Source organism: Pseudomonas sp. B15(2017) (genome assembly GCF_002113215.1).
Classification (GTDB): domain Bacteria; phylum Pseudomonadota; class Gammaproteobacteria; order Pseudomonadales; family Pseudomonadaceae; genus Aquipseudomonas.
Window position 1 is genome coordinate 59,977 of sequence record NZ_NEJZ01000014.1, and the last position, 23,449, is coordinate 83,425.

The 23,449-nt window shown below is 59.7% G+C and carries 24 protein-coding genes; 14 read left to right on the plus strand and 10 right to left on the minus strand.

What is annotated here, in order from left to right; all coding sequences use genetic code 11:
- Positions 1–12: 12 nt before the first annotated feature.
- From ribBA to CAF73_RS20005, 5 genes are all read left to right on the plus strand, one after another.
- On the plus strand, positions 13–1,122 hold the full coding sequence (gene ribBA, locus CAF73_RS19985) for a bifunctional 3,4-dihydroxy-2-butanone-4-phosphate synthase/GTP cyclohydrolase II (protein WP_064380429.1): 1,110 nt from the start codon (positions 13–15) through the stop codon (positions 1,120–1,122).
- Between the two features lie 166 nt (positions 1,123–1,288).
- Positions 1,289–2,314 carry an ABC transporter substrate-binding protein gene (locus CAF73_RS19990; RefSeq protein ID WP_085703580.1) on the plus strand — a complete coding sequence of 342 codons (1,026 nt, stop codon included), beginning with the start codon at positions 1,289–1,291 and terminating at the stop codon, positions 2,312–2,314.
- Positions 2,311–3,258: an ABC transporter permease gene (locus tag CAF73_RS19995; protein WP_085703581.1), complete on the plus strand. Its 948-nt coding sequence runs from the start codon at positions 2,311–2,313 to the stop codon at positions 3,256–3,258. The genes CAF73_RS19990 and CAF73_RS19995 overlap by 4 nt, the downstream gene beginning before the upstream one ends.
- 6 nt (positions 3,259–3,264) lie before the next feature.
- Positions 3,265–4,074 (plus strand): ABC transporter permease, encoded by an 810-nt coding sequence (locus CAF73_RS20000; protein ID WP_007957396.1) that lies wholly within the window; start codon positions 3,265–3,267, stop codon positions 4,072–4,074.
- A 16-nt stretch (positions 4,075–4,090) separates the two neighbouring features.
- On the plus strand, positions 4,091–5,245 hold the full coding sequence (locus CAF73_RS20005) for an ABC transporter ATP-binding protein (RefSeq protein ID WP_085703582.1): 1,155 nt from the start codon (positions 4,091–4,093) through the stop codon (positions 5,243–5,245).
- 142 nt (positions 5,246–5,387) lie between these two features.
- On the opposite strand, the gene map is transcribed toward CAF73_RS20005, so the two are convergent.
- Entirely contained in the window at positions 5,388–6,179 is a 792-nt protein-coding gene (gene map, locus CAF73_RS20010) for a type I methionyl aminopeptidase (RefSeq protein WP_085703583.1), read from the minus strand.
- Positions 6,176–6,436, minus strand: coding sequence for a ParD-like family protein (locus CAF73_RS20015; RefSeq protein ID WP_085698303.1), 261 nt, complete (start codon positions 6,434–6,436; stop codon positions 6,176–6,178). Before CAF73_RS20015 ends, map begins: the two co-directional genes overlap by 4 nt.
- Before the next feature lie 338 nt (positions 6,437–6,774).
- On the opposite strand from CAF73_RS20015, the gene CAF73_RS20020 reads away from it, so the two are divergent.
- The 5 genes from CAF73_RS20020 (at position 6,775) to yecR (ending at position 11,470) form a co-directional block, all read left to right on the plus strand.
- Positions 6,775–8,151: a cystathionine beta-synthase gene (locus CAF73_RS20020; RefSeq protein WP_085698302.1), complete on the plus strand. Its 1,377-nt coding sequence runs from the start codon at positions 6,775–6,777 to the stop codon at positions 8,149–8,151.
- The gene (locus tag CAF73_RS20025; RefSeq protein ID WP_011334626.1) at positions 8,148–9,326 is read left to right on the plus strand and encodes a cystathionine gamma-synthase; all 1,179 of its coding nucleotides are present in this window, start codon (positions 8,148–8,150) and stop codon (positions 9,324–9,326) included. Before CAF73_RS20020 ends, CAF73_RS20025 begins: the two co-directional genes overlap by 4 nt.
- A 690-nt stretch (positions 9,327–10,016) precedes the next feature.
- The gene (locus CAF73_RS30235) at positions 10,017–10,568 is read left to right on the plus strand and encodes a hypothetical protein (protein WP_176247749.1); all 552 of its coding nucleotides are present in this window, start codon (positions 10,017–10,019) and stop codon (positions 10,566–10,568) included.
- Positions 10,569–10,786: 218 nt separating this feature from the next.
- Positions 10,787–11,101 (plus strand): hypothetical protein, encoded by a 315-nt coding sequence (locus CAF73_RS20035; protein ID WP_085698300.1) that lies wholly within the window; start codon positions 10,787–10,789, stop codon positions 11,099–11,101.
- Positions 11,102–11,161: 60 nt separating this feature from the next.
- Entirely contained in the window at positions 11,162–11,470 is a 309-nt protein-coding gene (gene yecR / locus CAF73_RS20040; protein ID WP_085698299.1) for a YecR family lipoprotein, read from the plus strand.
- On the opposite strand, the gene CAF73_RS20045 is transcribed toward yecR, so the two are convergent.
- Positions 11,442–13,079 (minus strand): hybrid sensor histidine kinase/response regulator, encoded by a 1,638-nt coding sequence (locus CAF73_RS20045; protein ID WP_085703584.1) that lies wholly within the window; start codon positions 13,077–13,079, stop codon positions 11,442–11,444. The two genes, yecR and CAF73_RS20045, sit on opposite strands and share 29 nt — an antisense overlap.
- 113 nt (positions 13,080–13,192) lie before the next feature.
- On the opposite strand from CAF73_RS20045, the gene CAF73_RS20050 reads away from it, so the two are divergent.
- On the plus strand, positions 13,193–13,798 hold the full coding sequence (locus tag CAF73_RS20050; RefSeq protein ID WP_085703585.1) for a response regulator transcription factor: 606 nt from the start codon (positions 13,193–13,195) through the stop codon (positions 13,796–13,798).
- A 6-nt stretch (positions 13,799–13,804) separates the two neighbouring features.
- On the opposite strand, the gene CAF73_RS20055 is transcribed toward CAF73_RS20050, so the two are convergent.
- The 6 genes from CAF73_RS20055 to CAF73_RS20080 form a co-directional block, all read right to left on the minus strand.
- Positions 13,805–13,969 carry a rubredoxin gene (locus CAF73_RS20055; RefSeq protein WP_085703586.1) on the minus strand — a complete coding sequence of 55 codons (165 nt, stop codon included), beginning with the start codon at positions 13,967–13,969 and terminating at the stop codon, positions 13,805–13,807.
- Between the two features lie 17 nt (positions 13,970–13,986).
- On the minus strand, positions 13,987–14,325 hold the full coding sequence (locus CAF73_RS20060) for a hypothetical protein (protein ID WP_085703661.1): 339 nt from the start codon (positions 14,323–14,325) through the stop codon (positions 13,987–13,989).
- Between the two features lie 14 nt (positions 14,326–14,339).
- Positions 14,340–15,053, minus strand: a complete 714-nt coding sequence (locus CAF73_RS20065; protein WP_256574749.1) for a hypothetical protein — start codon at positions 15,051–15,053, stop codon at positions 14,340–14,342.
- Positions 15,054–15,079: 26 nt separating this feature from the next.
- Positions 15,080–15,802: a hypothetical protein gene (locus tag CAF73_RS20070; protein ID WP_085703587.1), complete on the minus strand. Its 723-nt coding sequence runs from the start codon at positions 15,800–15,802 to the stop codon at positions 15,080–15,082.
- A gap of 28 nt (positions 15,803–15,830) precedes the next feature.
- Positions 15,831–17,156, minus strand: a complete 1,326-nt coding sequence (locus CAF73_RS20075; RefSeq protein WP_085703588.1) for a saccharopine dehydrogenase C-terminal domain-containing protein — start codon at positions 17,154–17,156, stop codon at positions 15,831–15,833.
- A 378-nt stretch (positions 17,157–17,534) separates the two neighbouring features.
- The gene (locus CAF73_RS20080; RefSeq protein ID WP_085703589.1) at positions 17,535–18,533 is read right to left on the minus strand and encodes a bile acid:sodium symporter family protein; all 999 of its coding nucleotides are present in this window, start codon (positions 18,531–18,533) and stop codon (positions 17,535–17,537) included.
- Between the two features lie 84 nt (positions 18,534–18,617).
- Here CAF73_RS20080 and CAF73_RS20085 point away from each other — a divergent pair, with 84 nt between their 5' ends.
- Both CAF73_RS20085 and CAF73_RS20090 read left to right on the plus strand, forming a co-directional pair.
- Entirely contained in the window at positions 18,618–19,406 is a 789-nt protein-coding gene (locus tag CAF73_RS20085) for a helix-turn-helix domain-containing protein (RefSeq protein WP_085698295.1), read from the plus strand.
- Positions 19,407–19,544: 138 nt separating this feature from the next.
- Complete coding sequence (locus CAF73_RS20090) at positions 19,545–21,257, plus strand: amidase (RefSeq protein WP_085703590.1); 1,713 nt, start codon at positions 19,545–19,547, stop codon at positions 21,255–21,257.
- 36 nt (positions 21,258–21,293) lie between these two features.
- Here CAF73_RS20090 and CAF73_RS20095 read toward each other — a convergent pair whose 3' ends face one another.
- Positions 21,294–22,325, minus strand: a complete 1,032-nt coding sequence (locus CAF73_RS20095) for a Dyp-type peroxidase (protein WP_371918976.1) — start codon at positions 22,323–22,325, stop codon at positions 21,294–21,296.
- 109 nt (positions 22,326–22,434) lie between these two features.
- Here CAF73_RS20095 and CAF73_RS20100 point away from each other — a divergent pair, with 109 nt between their 5' ends.
- Positions 22,435–23,412, plus strand: a complete 978-nt coding sequence (locus CAF73_RS20100; protein ID WP_085703591.1) for a TerC family protein — start codon at positions 22,435–22,437, stop codon at positions 23,410–23,412.
- Positions 23,413–23,449: the final 37 nt, after the last annotated feature.

A 23,449-nucleotide genomic window follows, 5' to 3' on the forward strand; every position in this document is an offset into this window, starting at 1 on the left:
CGAGAGTCCAGCATGGCCTTCAACAGCATCGAAGAAATCATCGAAGATTATCGCCTCGGCAAAATGGTGCTGCTGGTCGATGACGAAGACCGGGAAAACGAAGGCGACTTGCTGCTGGCTGCTGATCGTTGTACGCCCGAGGCAATCAGTTTCATGGCCCGCGAAGCTCGAGGGCTGATTTGCCTGACTCTGACCGACGATCATTGTCAGCGCCTGGGACTTGAGCAAATGGTGCCGAGCAATGGCAGCGTGTTCAGTACCGCGTTCACGGTTTCCATCGAAGCGGCGGTGGGCGTGACTACCGGGATTTCCGCAGCCGACCGCGCTTGCACGGTGGCTGCTGCGGTGGCGCCGAACGCTCGCGCTGAAGACCTGGTGCAGCCCGGTCATATCTTCCCGCTGCGGGCCAAGGAAGGTGGCGTGCTGACCCGCGCCGGCCACACCGAGGCCGGTTGTGATCTGGCGCGGCTCGCCGGGTTCACGCCAGCCTCGGTGATTGTCGAAGTGATGAACGACGATGGCACTATGGCCCGCCGTCCGGATCTGGAAGTCTTCGCGCGCAAGCACGGGATCAAGATCGGCACCATCGCCGACCTGATCCACTATCGCCTGAGCACCGAACACACCATCGAGCGCATCGGCGAGCGGGAACTGCCGACGGTGCATGGCACGTTCCGTTTGATCACTTTCGAAGATCGTATCGAGGGCGGCGTGCACATGGCGATGGTCATGGGTGAGCTGCGCCGCGAAGAGCCGACGCTGGTGCGCGTGCATGTCATTGATCCGCTGCGGGATCTGGTCGGCGCCGAATACAGCGGGCCGACGAACTGGACATTGTGGGCGGCGCTGCAACGGGTCGCGGCCGAAGGGCATGGCGTGGTGGTGGTGCTGGCCAATCATGAGTCTTCGCAGGCTTTGCTGGAGCGCATTCCGCAACTGACTCAACCGCCACGGCAGTTCAGTCGTTCGCAATCGCGAATCTATTCCGAGGTGGGCACCGGGGCGCAGATTCTGCAGAACCTGGGCGTCGGCAAGCTGCGCCATCTGGGCCCGCCGCTCAAATATGCCGGTTTGACCGGCTACGATCTGGAAGTGGTCGAGAGCATTCCGTTCACCGAATAATCCCGTTTGCCAGATAGCCGGTAAGGCAAAGTGCTTGCACAAAGTTTGGAATACCATAATATGATATTCCATAGACCGGACGACCTGAAAAACCGTCCAGCTACTGCTCCCGACAGGCGGGCAACAACGCAAGCCCGCTCAAAAACACAACAATGAGGGCGTAAAAATGGTGTTGAACAAAGCTGCAACCGCGATCTTTCTTGCGGGACTGCTGAGCGTGACCGGCCAGGCCGCGATGGCCGCCGAGAGTGTGAACTTTGTCAGTTGGGGCGGTAGCACCCAGGATGCGCAGAAACAGGCCTGGGCCGATCCGTTCAGCAAGGCCAGCGGCATCACCGTCGTGCAGGACGGCCCGACCGACTACGGCAAACTCAAGGCCATGGTCGAAAGCGGCAACGTGCAATGGGATGTGGTCGACGTCGAAGCCGATTTTGCCCTGCGTGCTGCGTCCGAAGGCCTGCTCGAGCCCCTCGATTTCAAACAGATCCAGCGCGACAAGATCGACCCGCGTTTCGTCAGCGACTACGGCGTCGGCTCGTTCTTCTTCTCCTTCGTCCTCGGCTATAACGAGGGCAAACTCGGCGCCAACAAGCCACAGGACTGGAGCGCGCTGTTCGACACCAAGACTTTCCCCGGCAAACGCGCCCTGTACAAATGGCCGAGCCCAGGCGTGCTTGAACTGGCTCTGCTCGCCGACGGCGTGCCGGCCGACAAGCTCTACCCGCTGGACCTGGATCGCGCCTTCAAGAAACTCGACACCATCAAGAAAGACATCGTCTGGTGGGGCGGCGGCGCGCAGTCGCAGCAACTGCTGGCTTCCGGTGAAGCGAGCATGGGCCAGTTCTGGAACGGCCGGATTCACGCTCTGCAAGAAGATGGCGCACCGGTCGGCGTGAGCTGGAAACAGAACCTGGTCATGGCCGACATTCTGGTCGTGCCAAAGGGTTCGAAAAACAAGGACGCGGCGATGAAGTTCCTGGCCAGCGCCAGCAGTGCCAAAGGCCAGGCGGACTTCTCCAACCTGACCGCCTACGCCCCGGTCAACGTCGACAGCGTGCAGCGTCTGGACTCGACGCTGGCCCCGAACCTGCCGACTGCCTACGCTAAGGATCAGATCACTCTTGATTTCGCGTACTGGGCCAAGAACGGTCCGGCCATCGCGACACGGTGGAACGAATGGCTGGTCAAATGAAAATGGCGGCCACCGCGTCCCGTCCCTCCACTGCCACCGGGAGCGCCACGAGCGCTACCGGGTCGGCCGCCGGAAAAAAGGCCAGTGTCATGGCGCCAGCCCCGTCCCTCAAGCAACGCTGGCGCGGCGCCGGTAACCTCGCGCCGGCGCTGTTGTTCCTCGGTCTGTTCTTTCTCGCCCCGCTGATTGGCTTGTTGCTGCGCGGCGTGCTGGAACCGGTGCCGGGCCTTGGCAACTATGAGCAACTGTTTGCCAACTCGGCGTACGCACGGGTGCTGTTCAACACCTTCTCGGTGGCCGGACTGGTGACGGTGTTCAGCCTGCTGCTGGGCTTCCCGCTGGCCTGGGCGATCACTCTGGTGCCGCGCGGCTGGGGCCGCTGGATCCTCAACATCGTGCTGCTGTCGATGTGGACCAGCCTCCTCGCCCGCACCTATTCCTGGCTGGTGTTGTTGCAGGCCTCGGGCGTCATCAACAAGGCGCTGATGGCGCTGGGCATCATCGATCAGCCGCTGGAAATGGTGCACAACCTGACCGGCGTGGTGATCGGCATGAGCTACATCATGATCCCGTTTATCGTGCTGCCGTTGCAGGCGACCATGCAGGCCATCGACCCGATGATCCTGCAGGCCGGTTCGATCTGCGGCGCGAGCCCCTGGACCAACTTCTTCCGGGTGTTCCTGCCGCTGTGCCGGCCGGGTCTGGCGTCCGGCGGGTTGATGGTGTTCGTGATGTCGCTCGGTTACTACGTCACCCCGGCGTTGCTGGGCGGGGCGCAGAACATGATGTTGCCGGAGTTCATCATTCAGCAGGTGCAGTCGTTCCTCAACTGGGGCCTGGCCAGCGCCGGCGCCGCGTTGCTGATCGTCATCACGCTGGTGCTGTTTTACGTCTACCTGAAGCTGCAGCCGGAATCCCCGGTTGGCGCCAGTCACGCGAGGTAAACCGACATGCTCCTGACGCCCAATGCCATGAGTCGCCGGATGCGCTTCGGCCTGTATTTCACCACCGGGCTGATCGGCCTGTTCCTGCTGTTGCCGATCGTGTTCATCGTCCTGCTGTCGTTCGGTTCGTCCCAGTGGCTGGTGTTCCCACCGCCGGGCTGGACGCTGAAATGGTACGTGCAGTTCTTCTCCAATGCCGACTGGATGAGCGCAGCGCTGGCCAGCCTCAAGGTCGCCGTGCTGACCACGATCTGCGCCGTCGCCCTCGGTTTGCCGACTGCCTTTGCGCTGGTCCGTGGACGCTTCCCCGGCCGGGAAATGCTCTACGGTCTGTTCACCCTGCCGATGATCGTGCCGCTGGTGATCATCGCGGTGGCGGTGTACGCGCTGTTCCTCAAACTCGGTTACACCGGGACGATGTTCGCCTTCGTCGTCAGCCATGTGATCGTCGCGCTGCCGTTCACCATCATCTCGATCATCAACTCGCTGAAGCTGTTCGATCAGTCGATCGAAGACGCGGCGGTAATCTGCGGCGCGTCACGCCTGCAAGCGGTGTTCAAGGTGACATTCCCGGCGATTCGACCGGGCATGGTCGCCGGCGCCCTCTTTGCCTTCCTGGTTTCGTGGGACGAGGTGGTGCTCAGCGTGATGATGGCCAGCCCGACCCTGCAAACCCTTCCCGTGAAAATGTGGACCACCCTGCGCCAGGACCTGACGCCCGTGATCGCCGTCGCCTCGACGCTGCTGATCGGCCTGTCGGTATTGGTCATGGTGATCGCCGCCGCTTTGCGCCGGCGCAACGAAATCAGCGCCTGAGCGCCAGGAGTACGACATGAGTGCCGTGATCAAAGACGCATCCCAGCAGAACGACAAACCCCTGGTCAGCCTGCGCAACCTGAACAAGCACTACGGCGATTTTGCGGCCGTGGACAACATCTCGCTGGACATCAAGGACGGCGAGTTCCTGACCTTCCTCGGCTCCAGCGGCTCGGGCAAAAGCACCACGCTGTCGATGCTCGCCGGCTTCGAAACCCCGAGCAGCGGCGAGATCCTGGTCAACGGCCAGTCGCTGGTGAACGTGCCGCCGCACAAGCGCGACATCGGCATGGTGTTCCAGCGCTATTCGCTGTTCCCGCATCTGTCGGTGCGCGACAACATCGCGTTCCCGCTGGCGATACGCAAACTCGCTGCAGCCGAGCGTGACAAGCGCGTCGATGCGATGTTGAAACTGGTACAACTGGAACAATTCGCCCATCGCCGCCCTTCGCAACTGTCCGGCGGCCAGCAGCAGCGGGTCGCCATTGCACGGGCGCTGGTTTACGAGCCACGTATTCTGTTGATGGACGAACCGCTCGGTGCGCTGGACAAGAAGCTGCGTGAAGACTTGCAGGATGAACTGCGTCAGTTGCACCGTCGCCTCGGCATCACCATCGTTTACGTGACCCATGACCAGGAAGAAGCCATGCGCCTGTCCCAGCGCATCGCAATTTTCAGTCACGGCAAGATTGTCGGGCTCGGCAGCGGTTATGACCTTTATCAGAACCCGCCGAATGCGTTTGTGGCGTCGTTTCTGGGCAACTCGAACTTTCTCAAGCTCAAGGCGCAGGGTAATGCGGCGGCGAGTTTCGAGGGGCAGTCGCTTTCGATTCGCCTGACGGCCGGATTGCAGACCGGGCAGGATGTTTTGCTGATGGTGCGCCCGGAAAAGGCGTTGGCGTTGAGCGTGCAGCAAGCGAATGACGAGCCACTGGCGGCGGGTTGGAATGAGGTTTCGGCGAAGGTGGTCGAGGTGTTGTTTCTGGGTGAAAGTCAGACTTGCAGCGTGGTCACATCGGGTGGCACTTCCATGACGGTCAAGGCGCTATCGGCAGCCGGGATGCCGTTGAAGGCTGGCGATCCGGTGCGGGTTCGCTGGGCGACGGCGGATGCATGTGTCTACACCGACTGGGCCGAAAGCGACCTCAACAAGGCCGCCGGATCGCACTAAGGTCTTCAGAAAACAACGCACTCCTGTGGGAGCGGCGGTGCGACGATTCGACTTGCCCGCGAATAGGCCGGCACATTCAACATCAATACTGAATATGCTGACGCCTTCGCGAGCAAGCTCGCTCCCACAAGTCTTGCACCAGTCAGTTAATTGGCGGATACCCTTCGATCTGATCGGGCCAGGCTGTCAACACCTCAAACCCGTCTTCCGTCACCGCCACCATGTGCTCCCACTGCGCCGACAACGACTGATCCTTCGTCACCACTGTCCAGCCATCCGCCAGGCTCTTCACATGCCGCTTGCCGGCATTGAGCATCGGCTCGATGGTGAAAATCATCCCCGCCTTCAATTTCAGCCCCTGCTCCGGGTAACCGTAATGCAGCACCTGCGGTTCATCGTGATAAACCTTGCCGATCCCGTGCCCGCAATATTCGCGCACCACGCTGAACCCTTCTTTCTCCGCCAGCGTCTGGATCGCATGACCGATGTCACCCAACGTGGCGCCCGGCCGCACGACGCGGATGCCCGCGCACATGGCGTCGTAAGTGGTCTTGATCAGATGCCGCGCCTCGGGCGTCGGCTCACCGACCACGTACATGCGGCTGGTGTCGCCAAACCAACCGTCCTTGATCACCGCGATGTCGAGGTTGACGATGTCGCCGTCCTTCAACACGCGCTTCGACGGAATGCCGTGGCAGACCACTTCGTTGACTGACGCGCAGACGGTTTTCGGAAAGCCGTGATAACCGACGTTGGCCGGAATCGCCTTCTGCACATTGACGATGTAGTAGTTGCACAACTGGTCGAGCTGATCGGTGGTGACGCCAGCCTTGACGTGCGGCACCAGCATCGCCAGTACTTCAGCAGCCAACTGCGCAGCCACCCGGGATTGGGCGATTTCGGCCTGGGTGTTGATCTTGATCGGGTTTCTCATACCTTGGCCGCCTCTTTGACCGAGGCGTTCTGCGCGGCATCGGCCAATGCGCAGACTTGCTGCAGATCCAGACCGCCCGACTGTTCGGCGCGAATCAGCAACCGGCAAATGGCATGGTGATCCAGGTCGGGATACAGCTCGGCGAGCATGCCGATGCGCATCCAGTGTTCAGCCTGCGCGTTGATCGAACGGCTGAGTGCGTTGCTGGAGATGCGCAGATTCTCGTGCATGTCCTCTGAAATCTTTACGATGCCCATGGCAATATCCGATACGAAATGTATATGGATCGTATATTAATCGTGTATCGACCGGGATTGCAAATGTTGGTGTCCGGTCGCGCGCGGTGGTCACCGGCCTGTTGCGCTTGTCTCTGCGTTTGTTGAACGCTGAAGACGCCCTTTCAATACTCGATGACGCCTGCGTATAAACCCTGCAAGTCACTTCCTTCCCCTCGCTGATTTCGTTCTATCGTTAGATCGAAATGGCAGCATTTACGGCCGTTTAAAGGTTGCGACAGCTCAGGTCTGGGCCTATGTTGCACGCGAGCTTTTTCCCCGCGAATGGAACGCGATCAACACCACAAAGAGGTGAAGAGATGTCAAAGGATTCACGCCCTGCCGTACTTGGGCTGATCGGCAATACGCCGCTGGTAAAAGTCACCCGCTTCGATACCGGTCCCTGCACCCTGTTTCTCAAACTCGAATCACAGAACCCCGGCGGTTCGATCAAGGACCGCATCGGCCTGGCCATGATCGACGCCGCTGAACGCGACGGTCGCCTGCAACCCGGCGGCACGATTGTCGAGGCCACCGCCGGTAACACGGGTTTGGGCCTGGCCCTGGTCGGACGCGCCAAAGGCTACCGCGTCGTGCTGGTGGTGCCGGACAAAATGTCCACCGAAAAAGTCCTGCACCTCAAGGCCATGGGCGCCGAAGTGCACATCACTCGCTCCGATGTCGGCAAAGGCCATCCCGAGTATTACCAGGATGTCGCCGCGCGTCTGGCCAAAGACATTCCCGGCGCCTTCTTCGCCGACCAGTTCAACAACCCCGCCAACCCGCTGGCCCACGAGTGCAGCACCGGGCCGGAAATCTGGGCCCAGACCGAGCATGACCTGGACGCCGTCGTGGTCGGTGTCGGTTCGGCCGGCACGCTGACCGGCCTGACCCGTTTCTTCAAACGCGTACAACCTGATCTGGAAATGGTCCTGGCCGACCCGGTCGGTTCGGTGATGGCCGAATACAGCCGCAGCAAGCACTTGGGCACCGCCGGATCCTGGGCGGTGGAAGGCATCGGCGAGGACTTCATTCCTTCGATCACCGATCTGTCGAGCGTGCGCAGCGCCTACTCGATCAGCGACGAAGAAAGCTTCGATCACGCGCGCCAGCTGTTGAAAGCCGAAGGCATTCTCGGCGGCTCGTCCACCGGCACCCTGCTCGCCGCCGCGCTGCGTTACTGCCGCGAGCAGACCGAGCCGAAACGCGTGGTCAGCTTCGTTTGCGACACCGGCACCCGCTATCTGTCGAAGGTCTACAACGATCAGTGGATGACCGATCAGGGCCTGTTGCAGCGCAAACGCTACGGCGACCTGCGCGACCTGATTGCCCGTCGCTTCGAAGACGGCAAGGTCGTCAGCGTCGGACCGGACGATACGCTGATGACCGCGTTCCAGCGCATGCGCCTGGCAGACGTTTCGCAACTGCCGGTGTTGGTAGATGGCAAGCAACTGGTCGGCGTGATCGATGAATCGGACATTCTGGTGCGCGTGCACGAAGACGCCTCGCTCTTCAGCAAACCCGTTTCCAGCGCGATGACGGACAAGTTGCAAACCCTCGCCCCCGGCGCCACGCTGGCTGAACTGGAAACCGTGCTCAGCAGCGGCCTGGTGGCCATCATCGCCGACGCTTCAGGCTTCCACGGCCTGATCACTCGCGTCGACATGCTCAATCAATTACGGAGATCCCTGGCATGAGCCAGCACGACAAGAACGCCCGTCAACAAGGCTTCGCCACCCGCGTGATCCACGCCGGGCAAACGCCGGACCCGACCACTGGCGCGCTGATGCCGCCGATCTACGCCAACTCCACCTACCTGCAAGACAGCCCCGGCGTGCACAAGGGTTTCGACTACGGCCGCTCGCACAACCCGACGCGTTTTGCTCTGGAGCGTTGCGTGGCGGATCTGGAGGGTGGCACCCAGGCGTTTGCCTTCGCTTCCGGGCTGGCGACGATTTCCACCGTACTCGAACTGATCGACGCCGGCTCGCACATCGTCTCCGGCAATGACTTGTATGGCGGCACGTTCCGCCTGTTCGACAAGGTGCGCCAGCGCAGTGCGGGGCATCGTTTCAGCTACGTCGATCTGGCCGATCTGTCGGCGTTCGAAGCCTCGCTGCAGGACGACACGCGCATGGTCATGGTCGAGACCCCGACCAACCCGCTGCTGAGCCTGTCCGACCTCGCCGCCATCGCGCGCATCTGCAAGGCGCGCGGGATCATCTGCGTGGCCGACAACACCTTCGCCAGTCCATGGATCCAGCGTCCGCTGGAACTGGGTTTCGACATCGTGCTGCACTCGACCACCAAATACCTGAACGGTCACTCCGATGTGATCGGCGGAATCGCGGTGGTCGGTGACAATCCTGCGCTGGCCGAACGCCTGGGCTTCCTGCAGAACGCCGTTGGCGCCATCTCCGGCCCGTTCGACGCGTTCCTGACTCTGCGCGGCGTGAAGACCCTGGCACTGCGTATGGAGCGTCATTGCAGCAACGCACTGGAACTGGCGCGCTGGCTGGAGCAACAGCCGCAGGTCAAACGCGTCTACTACCCGGGCCTGGAATCTCACCCGCAGCATGAACTGGCCAAGCGGCAGATGCGTGGTTTCGGCGGAATGATTTCCCTGGATCTGAACAGTGATCTGGCGGGCGCCCGGCGCTTCCTGGAGAACGTGCAGATCTTTGCGTTGGCCGAAAGCCTTGGCGGCGTGGAAAGCCTGATTGAGCACCCGGCGATCATGACTCACGCGACCATTCCGGCCGAAACCCGTGCCAAGCTTGGCATCGGTGACAGCCTGGTGCGTCTGTCGGTGGGCGTCGAGGATATCGAGGACCTGCGTGCGGATCTGGCGCAGGCGCTGGCCAGCATCTAACCCGCAGAAACGTCAAAGCCCGCACGAAGCGGGCTTTGGTGTTCGAGTAGGCGGCCAGTGCTGGTCTCTGGCTTACGAGGTTTCTCAGGACTCCCACAGTACAGGCAATATGCTCTGCTGCTTCACACGGCATAAGGGCTGGAACCCAGCGCGGGGTTCTTTCTAACCGTGTACCCTTCGGAACGCGCCCAACGCTTCCTCGCTATCCGCTTGCGCATCAGTCTGCGTCTTCGCCTACATGCTTGAGCCTAGCAAACACGCTGCATTGCGCTACGCGGTTTTTAGACTGATTGTTTTCTAGCGCTGCCCTGCAAGGAAGTTAACCGACTATCGCTTTCACGGCCCGTAAGCCTGCCTCCCGCCAAGGGCGAACTATACTTTTCAGCTGGCTGTCCAGATTTCCTGTAAACCATCGACACCCGTGCACCCTGCGGTGCCCTGTGCCACTCACCAATCTGGTTGACCCCGGGCCGACGAGCCTTCCGTCAATGATCAAAGATCGAATGACGGATAAAGCTCGGTTGCTGTGTGGCTGATGGGGCGTGGAGAAAATCATGAAGCACACGCTTTGGCCGGGCCTCGTCCTGGCAGTTGCGGCAACGGTGGCAATGCCCAATGGCTGGGCTGCGAAGGCGCAGGCATTGGCGTCGGACGGGGCGGATCATGTGGGTGCGGGAGCGGTGGCTTCCGATGGATCGGATCATGTTGGCGCTGGCGCCGTTGCTTCTGACGGCGCGGATCATGTCGGTGCAGGCGCCGTTGCTTCTGATGGCGCGGATCATGTCGGTGCAGGTGCCGTTGCTTCTGACGGCGCGGATCATGTCGGCGCGGGTGCCGTTGCTTCTGACGGCGCGGATCACGTTGGCGCAGATGCCGTTGCTTCTGACGGCGCGGATCACGTTGGCGCAGGTGCCGTTGCTTCTGATGGCGCGGATCATGTCGGTGCAGGTGCCGTTGCTTCTGACGGCGCGGATCACGTTGGCGCAGGCGCCGTCGCCTCTGACGGCGCGGACCACGTCGGCGCAGGTGCCGTTGCTTCTGACGGCGCGGATCATGTCGGTGCAGGTGCCGTCGCCTCTGACGGCGCGGATCACGTTGGCGCAGGCGCCGTTGCCTCTGACGGCGCGGATCATGTCGGTGCAGGCGCGCTCGCCGCCGATGGCGCAGACAAGGTCGGTGCCAGCCGACTCGCCTACTCCCGCGCAGGCGTCGGTTCGGACCAGGTGGCTTCCGCCCTCATGAGCGGCAGCTATTCCGACCAGTTCAACAGCCCTCAATAACCGCTATCGGCGCAACCAGCCTGCCGCTGGTTGCGCCGCACTAGCACATTTGTGCTAATCGACCACCCCGTTCCCTGGCGTTATATTCCCTCGCAACCCCCGACACTCCCCAACATTGCCGCTGCGCAGTGCGCGGGATCGTTGTGCCTGGAAAAACAACAACACCAAGGAAGAAACACCATGAAACTACACGCCAGCCTCGCCAGGATCACAGTCCTCGGTGCCCTGCTTCTCGGCGCCAGCGGTTGCCAGACCGCCAAACCCACTGAAGACAGCATGCGCGAACGCGCCCAGACCGTCATCGGCCAACCGGTCACCAGGATCGGCAACATCCGCAACGACAGCACGCTGACCTACTACACCGCCTACACCGCCGCCGGCGAATACAACTGCGAGTTGCCCAGTGGCGCGATCATCGCGGTGGCCAGCATGGGCATCATGACACCTCCGCTGTCCTGCCTGCCCAAAGGTGCGTCGCCGATTCCGTACCAGTAATCCGGCGCAGAAAAACCGTCTTAGTGCCTCCTCTCACCCGGTAAAGGATTCCGCTCGATCATGAAAACACTCATCGCCAGCCTCACCCTCGCGGCCTTAGCGCTCACCGGCTGCGCCACCCCCAAACAATGGGAAGCCACCGGCGGCAGCAAGACCGATGGCGTTGTCCAGGTCTCCTATGAACTGGGCCAGTTCGAAAGCGGGCAAACCTCCGCCGCTCAAGGGTTGGCCGCAGCTGAAGGCCGTTGCAAGGTCTGGGGCTACAAGAGCGCCGAAGTATCAGGCTCGGAGAAAAACATCTGCCGCACCATGGGCCAGTACAACTGCCTGCAAACCACCATTACGCAGGACTATCTGTGTAAGCGCTGACAGCTTCGGTCTGCCGGTCGCGCAGCGCACGCAAGGTCGCGCGCAGCTCGGCCGGGCGTACCGGCTTGGACAGAATGGCGATCTGCCGATCATGCAGAGCCGCCTGGATTTTTTCGATGTCATGCCCGGTGATGATCATGGCCGGTACCGCATGACCCCGCTGACGACGAACCTCATCAATGCACTCGATGCCGGTGCTGTGGGAGCCGAGGTCATAGTCGGCAACGATGATGTCGCAGTCCGTGACCAGCCCCTGCCCGCTCAGCTCGGCCTGCACGACGCAGCCCCAACGCTCGAGCAACGCTGAAGTCGCCAGCAGAACGTTGCGATCATCCTCCACCAGACACACCTTCAACCCCGTCAGCAACCCGATTTGCCGAGGCTCCTCTCGATTGACCGGCATCTGTGGCGGCGCCAGCGGCAGCCCATGCAAGGTCACCGCCGTGCCATGCCCCAGCCGTGAGCGGATCGCGACATCGACACCGATCAACTGCCCCAGACGCCGGACAATCGACAGCCCCAGGCCCACGCCTTCAACGTCTTTGTCACGCAGCTGGCGAACCCGATAAAACTCTTCGAACACCTTGGGCAAATGCTCTTCGGCGATCCCGTTGCCGCGGTCATAGATCGAGATGGCCAGTCCCGCGCCGCGCTTGCGCACACCGATCAGCACCGGCCGGTGTGCACCGTATTTGAAGCAGTTGGAGAGCACATTCTGGACCATGGTCGCGAGCAACGCCGGATCGGAACGCACCCAATGTTCACAGCGCCGCAAGCGTAACTCCACACCCGCCCAACGTGCGGCTTCGGCGTTCTGGCGGATCAGATCCGCCAGCCATTCGCCCAGTTCAAGCGTCTGCAGGCGGGGCAGAATCCGCCCGTTATCGAGGGTGTAGAGATCGAGAATCGAGCGAAACAGCTGCGACACGTTGAGCAGCGAACGGTCGATGCTGTCCACCAGCCGCCGCTCCTCTTCGCCCAGCCGCGACTCACGCAGACACGCGGTAAACAACCCAATGGAGTGGATCGGCTGACGCAGGTCATGACTGGCCTGGGCCAGGAAACGCGATTTTTCCAGATTGGCAGCCACCGCCTCTTCCGATGCCTTGCGCGTGCGCTCCAGCAGCAGGTGCGCATACACCGGAATCACCGTGCTGGTGATCATCAGCATCAACACCATGAACGGTTGCGCTTGCCAGTACGGCGTCAATCGATAGACCGCCAACAGCGCGAGCAATGCCAGCACCGTGGCGATCGCCAGGTAGCGCGAGCCGTAACGCATGCCGTTGCCGAGATTGACCCAGACCATGACGGCGTAGATGGGCAGCGCCGCCTCGCCGCCGACCACCAGCCCGAAACTGGTGCCGGTGTAATCGTGGAGCATGCCGAAAATCCGCCGCGCCGGATAATGCCCCGGCCAGCGCACGATGGCCTGGCGCAGCACAACGGAGGCCAGCAAAAACAGGGCAATGTAGGTGACCACCGGCAGGTAAGTATCGAAGCGCTGGCCCGGCAGGAAACCGAGCACGGCCATGTAAACCAGCGCGATGCTGGCGATGATTATGCGCAGATTGGCCTGGTCGAGCTCGGTGTTCTTTTCGAACTTCATGGCGGAACGTCCTTGTGCGGCAGTCGTCATAACAGCACGAATCAACAGGCAAACCCTTCGCCCGGTGCTAAGGTGCATGCCGTGAGAAATGCTGACCCAGGGAGGGTTTTGCCATGGCGTGCCGAATCATCATAGCCGACGATCACCCGTTGTTTCGCGAAGCGCTGCTGCGCACTGTCCAGCGTTTGCTGCCCGACGCCCTGATCGAAGAAGCCGGCGACCTCGACACCGTGCTCGCCCTGCTGCCGGCCGGCGATGAGCCCGACACCTTGATCCTCGACCTGCGTTTTCCCGGACTGACCTGTGTCAGCCAGCTCGCGGAACTGCGTCGGCGCCTGCCGAGAACCACGCTGATCGTGGTGTCGATGGTCGATGACGAAGTGCTGATCGGCGAAGTCATGGCTGCCGGTATCGATGGTTTTATCGGCAAGAACATCGCCCCGGACGAGATCGGTCAGGCAATCCGGGCGATTCGTGAAGGTGAGGTTCTGGTGAAATTCGCCCCGTCCGGCCTGCTGCCGCTGGACACCGGCCCCCCCCTCACCCCGCGTCAGCAAGAGGTATTAAGGCTGATCGCCCAGGGCAAAACCAACAAGGAAATCGCCCGTGAACTGGACATTTCGCCGTTCACGGTGCGGATTCATGTGTCGTCTTTGCTGCGTACCTTGAACGTACCGTCACGAGCCGCAGCGGCGGTGAAGTACAGTGGGGCGGGCTGACAGCCGTTATTCGAAATCCTCCTTGGGCATCTGACAATCGGGGCACAGCCAATCGTCATGCACGTCCTCCCAGGGGGTACCCGCCGCGATCCCGTTCTGCGGATCGCCCACCGCCGGGTCGTACTCATATCCACATACCGAGCAGGTCTTGATAGCGTCTTGCGTCGACATAAACAATCTCCTTTTGCTTAAAGTGCCACGGTTGAAATCAGTCCTGCTGCGCCAAGCAGGAAACCGATCAACGCTCCCCGCTCTGGCAATTCGCGAAGCATGGCGTAGATGACGATCGGTTCCAGCACCAGCAGCAACGTCAGGGAAGCGACCGTCACGACCCAGATATTGCCTGTCCCCTGGTAGCCCAGCCAATACGCCAAAATCAGGCTGATGCCGGCGATGCAGATCAAGAACATGGGCTTTAAGAACATGGACGGCGTTTCCATGACCCGACCCGGAAGTTTCGAGGCGTAAACCTCACTGTAGATCGTCAGGATCTCGCCAAAGACCATCAATACGAGAGCCACGACGATGTAATATTCCTTCTTCACAGTGACCTCTTTTGCAGTATGGAGAGAATTTCATCAATCACGGCACCACCAACCTCATCGCTTTCGAGCAAAAAGTGCGGCCCGTCGTGATCGAACAGAAACGTGTTTTTGTAAGCCTCCCCCTCGAAACCCGCGATCGCGTTCAACACGTCCTCGGCCTGATTAAGCCTGTCGGCATGGAAGGTCTTGAGGATCTTCACCGCATTGCCGAAATGAATCGCTTCATCGGCGATCAGGTTCTTGATCCAGCTGTTGAAGCCTGAATGACCGAAATTTTGATAAAAGGTGTCCTTCTTGTAGGTCTTGACCGAGACATATTCGTCATAGGCAAACAGCAGCAACAGATTGAACTCACTCGACAAGATGTCTTCCAGACCTGAAAAGTCGCCGACCCGGTGTTTCAGTGCATTGACCAGTTCAGCTTCCCCCGTACCGAAAACCAGCCGGTTCAGTTCAAAGAAGCCGTCCGCATGGTTGCGTTCATCCGCGTACCAGAAATCCAGGTACTGCACGAAATATGGCGAAAACTCCCTGCGTTTCGGATAGAGAAAGTTGTAAAGATTTATGGAGTCGTATTCGGAAACGAGGTCGGCCATGAAAAACTCCCGGAACGACGCATCGATGCCCGGATTGACCCACCCGCTGGAACTGATGTCTTCAAAGATCGCCCTGGAACTCCAATTACGCTTTTTCAGAAACGCCGCTTCCATGTCCCACCTCCTTGTGCCTGACGCTGTCACTCACTGAACTTCTTGATGATTGCCGGAATGATCATGTCCTTGATCTCGTGTTTGGCAATCGGGAAGTCCGGCGCATTGTGATCCAGAACAAAAGTTCCCGTGTAGCTGGGCTTCTCGAAATCGATCTGGAATATCTCGTCCAGAATCGCCGGAATCTCATCCATTCGATGGGGAAACAGCTCTCTGGCTTTCTTTACAAACGAAAAGAAGTGGGTGACTTCATCTTTCTTCGTCTTGCGTATCCAGGCGGATAACTGTTGAGAGTCGAAACGATCATAACTTTCGATACTTCGGTGATAGACATGCGTCGTGATGATCTCGTCGTACGCCAGTGTCACCAGGAGTTTCAGCGGGTCGGCAGCTATCGACTCGATGATACTGAAGTCGGGCTTGCGAAGTTCGACACTCAACGAGACTTCGTCAAAAGGAATGCGGGTATAAGCTGCGTAGATCAGCGCAAACCCATAAGCATGATAGATCTCATCCTTTAGCCAGGGATTGAGCACATCCTGCAGACTCGCGAAGACCTGCGGATAGTTCGCTTCCAGATACCAGTACAGACGTCGGGCATCGTATTCAGTGATCACCGAGTCAAAGAAGATCTCTTTCCATTCCTGCCATTGCGAATCTTCCAGTTCTACCGGCGGGAACCTGAAGCCAGACAGAACGGCTGAAGCTTCTGGAGTGGTACGCGTTACCGATCCGATGGACATCGACATACATTCATCCTTGATTTTGACAGTGGAATTACACCAGGAAGTGATTGAACGAGAGGGAATCTGACGCATTTGTCGGACGCCAGTCGATCTGCTGACAAACGATCGGCTGCCAATACGTCTCGGCGATGTCGTAAACAAACTTCCAGTCCAGCGCCTCACTTTCCAGTACACCCGCTTGCGGGTGAGCCTGCGCCCATGCCATTCCTGCAACGATGCTCGACACGACTTGCAGGCTGGTGGCGCTGTTGTGCCGGGCCATGTTCCTCGCTTTGCCGATAGAGAGGTTCGACCCCATCCACATTGACGGGTATTTATCGCTGATCAGAAAAACGCCCAATTCGTCGATGCCGGAGAGGATGTTTTCTTTCAGCACCTCCTTGGAAAGAACACGCTCTTCATTTCCGCCAGTCAACAGACTCATCGACTCCACGGCCTGATCACAAGGGTGATAGGCGTAATAGACGGTAGGCCGGTAGGCATCACCCAGAGTCAGGTACTCGGCGATGGACAACGATTCGTTGTGAGTCAGCAAATAGCCGGTAAAGTCCAGACAGTTCGGCGACCAGCTCTTGACCCTGATTTCACGCCCCTGCTCTTTCAGGGCCAGCGCATAACTGTTCAACGTCGCGCCCTCAGGCACTTGAGTTTCATGACTGCCCCAACCCATTTCAGCAGGTTGCAGACATTCGGTTATCAAGCCGTCCACAGACCAGGTGCACAGGAAGTGACCCGATGAACGTTCGACATTGGCGAATTGAGTATCACGTTCCGATATCTGTATGACCCGGATGCCCAGTTGCCGGGACAATCCTGCCCAGTCCTGTTGCCGGGTGCCGTCAAAAGTGATGCCGTTCAGGGCGGCCATATGCGTCAGTGCCTTTTTTAAAAGCACAGAAATGAAACCGGGATTGGCCCCATGCGCCACGATCGCGGTAGCGCTTTCACGCGGTCGATCGCTGGAGAAGTACTTCAGACTTTCGCGCAACGAGAAATTGCTCGTCAGATTCGAATCCTGCTCGGCGCTGTACTCCCAAGGTTCTATGCACGTGTCGAGATACAGGGACTGGAAGCTCTGAGCCAGCGCAATCAGCGCCTCACTCGAAACCGACACTGCCAGATTCAGCAGAAACGTGTCTTCATTCAGGTGATGCCCGATCACCTCCTTGAAGTTTCGCGGCGTTATCAATTTTCTGATCAGACATGCCGAATACTCATCGGCAATCGACTGCCTGACTTCATCGACTGTTTTATCGAAAATAATGATTTCAGCGTCGTATCGCGTAACCAACAACGGCATCAAAGCCTGGGCAATACTGCCAAAACCGACAATGACGATCCGGTTTATTTTCTTCATGTGTAGAGTCCCTGCCACAATTCCGTTTCCAATCCTGGAAACACAGTCAACCGCTTGAGTCGCCGTGTGGCGTCAAGATGATCTGTTTTCTGGAAGATGAACTATCGGCTATTCAGCGACCGTTCATGAAAATGAAGAAGAGGGAATTTCGCTGTCCATAAATCCCTGCGCAGCTGAACTTCTTGTCCAGGCTTGTATTGATTTGAGATTGGATCCTAAACACGCAGCGATAGCGTTACAACCGCCCTGCGGGAGTTTTTTCAATATATTTCAAAGCATATTTCGAGTTTTCATTTCTCTGACAAACACAACTTGTTGATTATCCTGAAATAACTCGAAAGCCGGCGGCGCTCGTCACGAGCACCACACATGTCTGCCTTACGGATCCACTTGCGCCATCAACGCCTGAACAGTCTCCTGTCGCTTCGCATAGCGCTGCGCCAGCACCGCACAAACCATCAATTGAATCTGATGGAACAGCATCAGCGGCAGAATCAGCACACCGATCGCACTCCCGGCAAACAACACCTGCGCCATCGGCACACCGGTGGCCAGGCTTTTCTTCGAGCCGCAGAACAGGATGGTGATGCGGTCTTCCTGACTGAAACCAAATGTCCTGCCCAGCAGCGTGGACGCCAACAGCACCAGCGCCAGCAGAATGCAACAGACCACTACCAGCCCCAGCAGGTCGATCACCGGAATCTGGTGCCAGATACCCTCGTTCACCGCCTCGCTGAACGCGCCGTAGACCACCAGCAGAATCGAGCCTTGATCGACGAATTTCAGCCAGTTCTTGTTGCGACCGACCCAGGCGCCGATCCAGCGCCGAGCGATCTGACCGGCGATGAACGGCAGCAGCAATTGCACGCTGATTTTCACGATCGCGTCGAGGGTCGAGCCGCCGTCGCCGTGGACGTTGAGCAGCAGCGTCACCAGCAGCGGCGTGAGGAAAATCCCGAACAGACTGGACGCCGCCGCACTGCAGATCGCCGCCGGAATATTACCCCGCGCCAGCGAAGTAAAGGCAATCGCCGACTGCACCGTGGCCGGCAGCGCACACAGGTAAAGCATGCCCATGTACAGCTGATCACCGATCAGCGGTGACAACAGCGGCTTGAGCGCCAGACCCAGTAGCGGGAACAGGACAAAAGTCAGACCGAACACCAGCAAATGCAGGCGCCAGTGGCCGGCGCCGGCGATGATCGATTCCCGCGACAGCTTGGCGCCGTGCAGGAAAAACAGCAGCGCAATCGCAATGTTGGTCAGCCAGCCGAAACCGGTCGCGACCTGGCCGCTGGCGGGCTGGAAGCTGGCCAGCAGCACCACGCCGATCAGGGTCAGGGTGAAGTTGTCGGGCAAAAAGCGTGGGCGCGTCATGGTTTGTTCATCCGGGGGTTGCCAGTACGTGGAAGCGACTCTAACGTGACTGGAAATTACCGACTAACGCCGAAGAACCCACAGATGCCGCCAAAAGGACACGACAAGAGCGTCAGACGCAGCATTCCCGGGTTACCCAGCCTGCCGCGTCCGCTGTACGGGCGCACTGAATCACTGCCCAATCGCGCGCTGACCCGCCGTCACAGTCATCCGTGGGTGCAGTTGTCCTACGCGATCCAGGGCGTGCTCGAAGTGCAAACCGCCGTCGGTCGTTTCGTCGCACCACCGGAACGGGCGGTGTGGATTCCGGCGGGCGTGCCGCATCGGGTATTCAGTTCGCCGCACACGGAAATGCGCAGCCTTTACATTGATTGCAGTGTCGCCAACTGGGCGCCCGAGCGTTGTCATGTACTCGGCGTCAGTGATCTTTTGCGGGAGCTGATTCGGGCCTTCAGTCAGATACCTGTCGAGTATGACCAGAGCGGCCCGCACGGGCGTTTGGCCCAGGTGATCCTCGATCAACTGGCCGATGCCCCGCCTATCGATCTGATGCTGCCATTGCCGCAGGACAGTCGCTTGCGCCAGATTTATCAAAGTCTGGAGCAACATCCGGAACAGCAGACCACCCTGGCGCACTGGAGCGAAAAATTCGGCGTAACCGAGAAAACTCTGACTCGGCTGTTCCTGCGCGACACCGGTTTGACCTTCCGCACCTGGCGTCAGCGCCTGCGTCTGTTGAGGGCGCTGACGCCGCTGGAACGTGGCGAACGCGTCACCGACGTGGCTTTGGCCTGCGGTTACGACTCGACGTCAGCGTTTATTGCGGCGTTTCGCCAACAGTTCGGTGAAACGCCGGGTGAGTTTTTCCGATGAAATTAACCGATATTTATCGACTTTGTGCATGCCATTGGGCAAATTTCAGGGTAGAGTTTCGCCCATCAAGAATCTTTGACATCTTTCGACGATAACAATGATCAACCACCCTTTAGCGAACCTGTCGGCGGTAACAGCATGATCGAAGTCACTGAAGTTTCCATTGCCCAATTGCGCGCGGCGCTCGAATCCGGCCAGACCACAGCGGTTGAACTGGTGCAGGCCTACCTGGCGCGCATCGACGCCTTTGACGGCCCGGGTACCGCCACTGCCCTGAACGCAGTAATCGTGCGAAATCCTGACGCACTGAAAGAAGCGCAGGCCTCGGACGACCGTCGTGCCAAGGGGGAAACCCTCGGTCCGCTGGACGGCATCCCTTATACCGCCAAGGACAGTTATCTGGTCAAAGGCCTGACCGCCGCGTCCGGCAGCCCGGCCTTCGCCGATCTGGTGGCCCAGCGCGACGCGTTCACCATCGAACGCCTGCGTGCGGGCGGCGCGATCTGCCTGGGCAAGACCAACATGCCGCCGATGGCCAATGGCGGGATGCAGCGCGGGGTCTATGGCCGTGCCGAAAGCCCTTACAACGCCGACTACCTGACGGCTCCCTTCGCTTCCGGCTCGTCGAACGGTGCCGGTACCGCCACCGCTGCAAGCTTCTCGGCATTCGGTCTGGCGGAAGAAACCTGGTCGAGCGGTCGCGGCCCGGCATCCAACAATGGCCTGTGCGCCTACACGCCATCGCGCGGGGTGATTTCGGTACGCGGCAACTGGCCGCTGACGCCGACCATGGACGTGGTGGTGCCATACGCCCGCACCATGGCTGACCTGCTGGAAGTGCTCGATGTGGTGGTCGCCGAAGACACCGACACCCGAGGCGATCTGTGGCGCCTGCAACCTTGGGTGCCGATCCCGAGCGTCGCCTCGGTTCGCCCTGCTTCCTATCTCGAACTCGCGGTGAAAAGTGATGCACTGGCCGGCAAACGTCTGGGCGTACCGCGCATGTACATCAACGCCGACCCCGAGGCCGGCACCAGCGAAGCACCGGGCATCGGCGGCCCGACCGGGCAGCGCATCAACACCCGCGCCTCGGTAATCGATCTGTGGAAACAGGCCCGTCAGGCCCTTGAGGCCGCCGGTGCCGAAGTGATCGAAGTGGATTTTCCACTGGTCTCCAACTGCGAAGGCGATCGTCCGGGCGCACCGACCGTGTTCAATCGCGGCATCGTTTCGAAAGAGTTCATGCACCACGAACTGTGGGATCTGTCGGCCTGGGCGTTCGATGATTTCCTGCGCGCCAACGGTGATCCGAAACTCAATCGACTGGCGGACGTCGACGGCCCGAAAATCTTCCCGCACGACCCCGGCACACTGCCCAACCGCGAAGGCGACCTCGCCGCCGGCATGGACGAATACGTGCGCATGGCCGAGCGTGGCATCACGCCGTGGGATCAGATCCCGACCCTGCCGGACGGCCTGCGCGGCCTGGAAAAGACCCGCAAGCTCGACCTCGAAGACTGGATGGATCGCTTGGGCCTCGACGCCGTGCTGTTCCCGACCAACGCCGACGTTGCCCCGGCTGACGCCGACGTCAACCCGGCTTCGGCGGACATCGCCTGGAGCAACGGCATCTGGGTCGCCAACGGCAACCTCGCGATCCGCCACCTCGGCGTACCGACCGTCACGGTACCGATGGGCGTGATGGCAGACATCGGCATGCCGGTCGGCCTGACCTTCGCTGGTCGCGCCTATGATGATTCGACGTTGCTGCGCCTTGCTGCGGCGTTCGAGGCGACCGGTTCGAAACGACGGATACCGCCACGTACGCCAGCACTGGCGACAGGCAAGTAAATGCAAAACGGCGGGATCAATTGATCCCGCCGTTTTTTATCGCTCTGCCAGCTCTTCCAGCAAATCCGCCGAAGGCACGAAGAACAGACTGCCCGTGACGGCCGTGCTGAAGTCCAGCAAGCGGTCGTAATTGCCGGGCGGCTTGCCAACGAACATGTTCTCCAGCATCTGCTCCAGCGGCTCCGGGGAGCGCGCGTACCCGATGAAGTAAGTGCCGAATTCGCCTGCCCCTGGCCGGCCGAACGGCATGTTGTCGCGCAGGATCTTCACCTCTTCGCCATCCTTGGTGATGGTCGTCAACGCACTGTGGGAATTGCTCGGTTTGACTGAGTCGTCCAGTTCGATATCGGACAGTTTGGTACGCCCGATCACCCTCTCCTGCGCCTCAACCGACAATTCGTTCCAGGCCTTCATGTTGTGCAGATACTTCTGCACCAGCACGTAACTGCCGCCACTGAACGGCTGATCTTCATCGCCGACCAGAGTGAAATGCTCGGCTTTGCGGCCGACCGGATTTTCCGTGCCGTCGACGAAACCGATGATGCTGCGCATGTCGAAATAGCGGAAACCCTGCACCTCGTCGGTCACCGTCACGGCGCCGTCCAGCGCCGACATCAACTGCGTCGCCAGTTCGAAACACAGGTCCATCTGATCGGCTCGAACGTGCAACAGCAAGTCGCCAGGCGTGGAAACAGCCCGCCGCCCTTCTACACCGAACTCGCGAAAATCATGCAGGGACGCGGGGCGTGGACTGCCGAACAGTCGATCCCATGCGCTGGAAGAAAATCCGCACACGCAGGACAGATTTCCCGATGGAACGCGCTTGCCGACCGAGCGCGTCAGGCCCGCTATATCGGCGCACCAGCCACGGACTTTTTCAGCGGCCTCGGCCTCGGCGTTGAGAGTGGCCACGATGAATATGGCAGCGCTGGTGATCGGGCTGCAGACGGCTTGAGGATCTGGCGTGTCGATGATCGTGACTCCCGAAGTGGTGAACTGGCTCGACAGCGAGGTTAGCAAAGAAGCGTTGAACGAAGTATTACCCGCGCCTGCCCTGTCGTCCGACATTTCGTTTTTAACGAACAATACCCACGAAATAAACGATTTTTCTTTGTCGGAAGGCTCCTACTAGGATGGCCGCGTCTACCCCGAAAAACATAACGACAGGGAGAACGGCATGAACCCCATCAACATCGGCGAACCCTGGATGTGGGTCGCCTTCATCGTTTTTGTCCTCGCCATGCTGGCCGTCGACCTGTTCGTCTTCGGTGGGCGCAAGGCGCATCGGGTCTCTGTGCGAGAAGCTTCATCCTGGGTGATCGCCTGGTGCATGCTGGCAATGGCCTTCGCCGGGTTGCTCTGGTGGTATCTGAACGGCGAATTCGGTCCCGACATCGCCAAGGTCAAGACCCTGGAATTCCTCACCGGCTATTTGATCGAACAGTCGCTGTCGATCGACAACATGTTCGTGTTCGTGATGATCTTCAGCTACTTCGCCGTGCCGCCGGAGTTGCAGCGCAGGGTGTTGCTGTACGGCGTACTTGGAGCGATCGTGATGCGCGCGGCGATGATTTTTGCCGGGGTGTGGCTGGTGTCGCAGTTTACGTGGCTGCTGTACGTGTTCGGTGTGTTCCTGATCATTACCGGGATCAAGATGTTGATGTTCGCCGATCAGCAGCCAGATCTTGAAAAAAATCCGATCGTGCGTTGGGCCCGTGGACATTTACGCATCACCAATAGCTTGCACGGCGAGCGCTTTTTCGTGTTGCAAAACGGCGTGCGCTGGGCCACGCCGATGTTTCTGGTGCTGGTGCTGATCGAGGCCAGTGACCTGATGTTCGCGGTCGACAGCATCCCGGCGATCTTCGCGGTGACCACCGATCCGTTCATCATTTTTACCTCGAATATCTTCGCGATCATGGGCTTGCGGGCGCTGTACTTTCTTTTGGCAGACATGGCCGACCGCTTTCATCTACTCAAATACGGGCTGGCGCTGGTGCTGGTGTTTATCGGTGGGAAGATGACGGTTATGCCGTGGTTTCACATGCCGGTGGAGTGGTCGCTGGCGATTGTCGGCGGGGTGATTCTGACATCGGTGTTGCTGAGTCTGATCCTGACGAAGGACAAGTCGCCCGAGGAAAGTCAGGCGAAATAATGGCCGAGGGAGCGAATTCGCTCCCTCGGCTTTTAAC

Coding starts and splice junctions, on each gene's coding strand:
- CAF73_RS20025 (WP_011334626.1), top strand. CDS start 8,148: ATGAGCCAGCACGACAAGAACGCCCGTCAACAAGGCTTCGCCACCCGC.
- CAF73_RS30235 (WP_176247749.1), top strand. CDS start 10,017: ATGGATCGGATCATGTTGGCGCTGGCGCCGTTGCTTCTGACGGCGCGG.
- CAF73_RS20080 (WP_085703589.1), bottom strand. CDS start 18,533: ATGACGCGCCCACGCTTTTTGCCCGACAACTTCACCCTGACCCTGATC.
- CAF73_RS20075 (WP_085703588.1), bottom strand. CDS start 17,156: ATGAAGAAAATAAACCGGATCGTCATTGTCGGTTTTGGCAGTATTGCC.
- CAF73_RS19990 (WP_085703580.1), top strand. CDS start 1,289: ATGGTGTTGAACAAAGCTGCAACCGCGATCTTTCTTGCGGGACTGCTG.
- ribBA (WP_064380429.1), top strand. CDS start 13: ATGGCCTTCAACAGCATCGAAGAAATCATCGAAGATTATCGCCTCGGC.
- yecR (WP_085698299.1), top strand. CDS start 11,162: ATGAAAACACTCATCGCCAGCCTCACCCTCGCGGCCTTAGCGCTCACC.
- CAF73_RS20020 (WP_085698302.1), top strand. CDS start 6,775: ATGTCAAAGGATTCACGCCCTGCCGTACTTGGGCTGATCGGCAATACG.
- CAF73_RS20095 (WP_371918976.1), bottom strand. CDS start 22,325: ATGTCGGACGACAGGGCAGGCGCGGGTAATACTTCGTTCAACGCTTCT.
- CAF73_RS20000 (WP_007957396.1), top strand. CDS start 3,265: ATGCTCCTGACGCCCAATGCCATGAGTCGCCGGATGCGCTTCGGCCTG.
- map (WP_085703583.1), bottom strand. CDS start 6,179: ATGAGAAACCCGATCAAGATCAACACCCAGGCCGAAATCGCCCAATCC.
- CAF73_RS20035 (WP_085698300.1), top strand. CDS start 10,787: ATGAAACTACACGCCAGCCTCGCCAGGATCACAGTCCTCGGTGCCCTG.
- CAF73_RS20045 (WP_085703584.1), bottom strand. CDS start 13,079: ATGAAGTTCGAAAAGAACACCGAGCTCGACCAGGCCAATCTGCGCATA.
- CAF73_RS20065 (WP_256574749.1), bottom strand. CDS start 15,053: ATGGAAGCGGCGTTTCTGAAAAAGCGTAATTGGAGTTCCAGGGCGATC.
- CAF73_RS20015 (WP_085698303.1), bottom strand. CDS start 6,436: ATGGGCATCGTAAAGATTTCAGAGGACATGCACGAGAATCTGCGCATC.
- CAF73_RS19995 (WP_085703581.1), top strand. CDS start 2,311: ATGAAAATGGCGGCCACCGCGTCCCGTCCCTCCACTGCCACCGGGAGC.
- CAF73_RS20055 (WP_085703586.1), bottom strand. CDS start 13,969: ATGTCGACGCAAGACGCTATCAAGACCTGCTCGGTATGTGGATATGAG.
- CAF73_RS20100 (WP_085703591.1), top strand. CDS start 22,435: ATGAACCCCATCAACATCGGCGAACCCTGGATGTGGGTCGCCTTCATC.
- CAF73_RS20005 (WP_085703582.1), top strand. CDS start 4,091: ATGAGTGCCGTGATCAAAGACGCATCCCAGCAGAACGACAAACCCCTG.
- CAF73_RS20085 (WP_085698295.1), top strand. CDS start 18,618: ATGCCGCCAAAAGGACACGACAAGAGCGTCAGACGCAGCATTCCCGGG.
- CAF73_RS20090 (WP_085703590.1), top strand. CDS start 19,545: ATGATCGAAGTCACTGAAGTTTCCATTGCCCAATTGCGCGCGGCGCTC.
- CAF73_RS20050 (WP_085703585.1), top strand. CDS start 13,193: ATGGCGTGCCGAATCATCATAGCCGACGATCACCCGTTGTTTCGCGAA.
- CAF73_RS20070 (WP_085703587.1), bottom strand. CDS start 15,802: ATGTCGATGTCCATCGGATCGGTAACGCGTACCACTCCAGAAGCTTCA.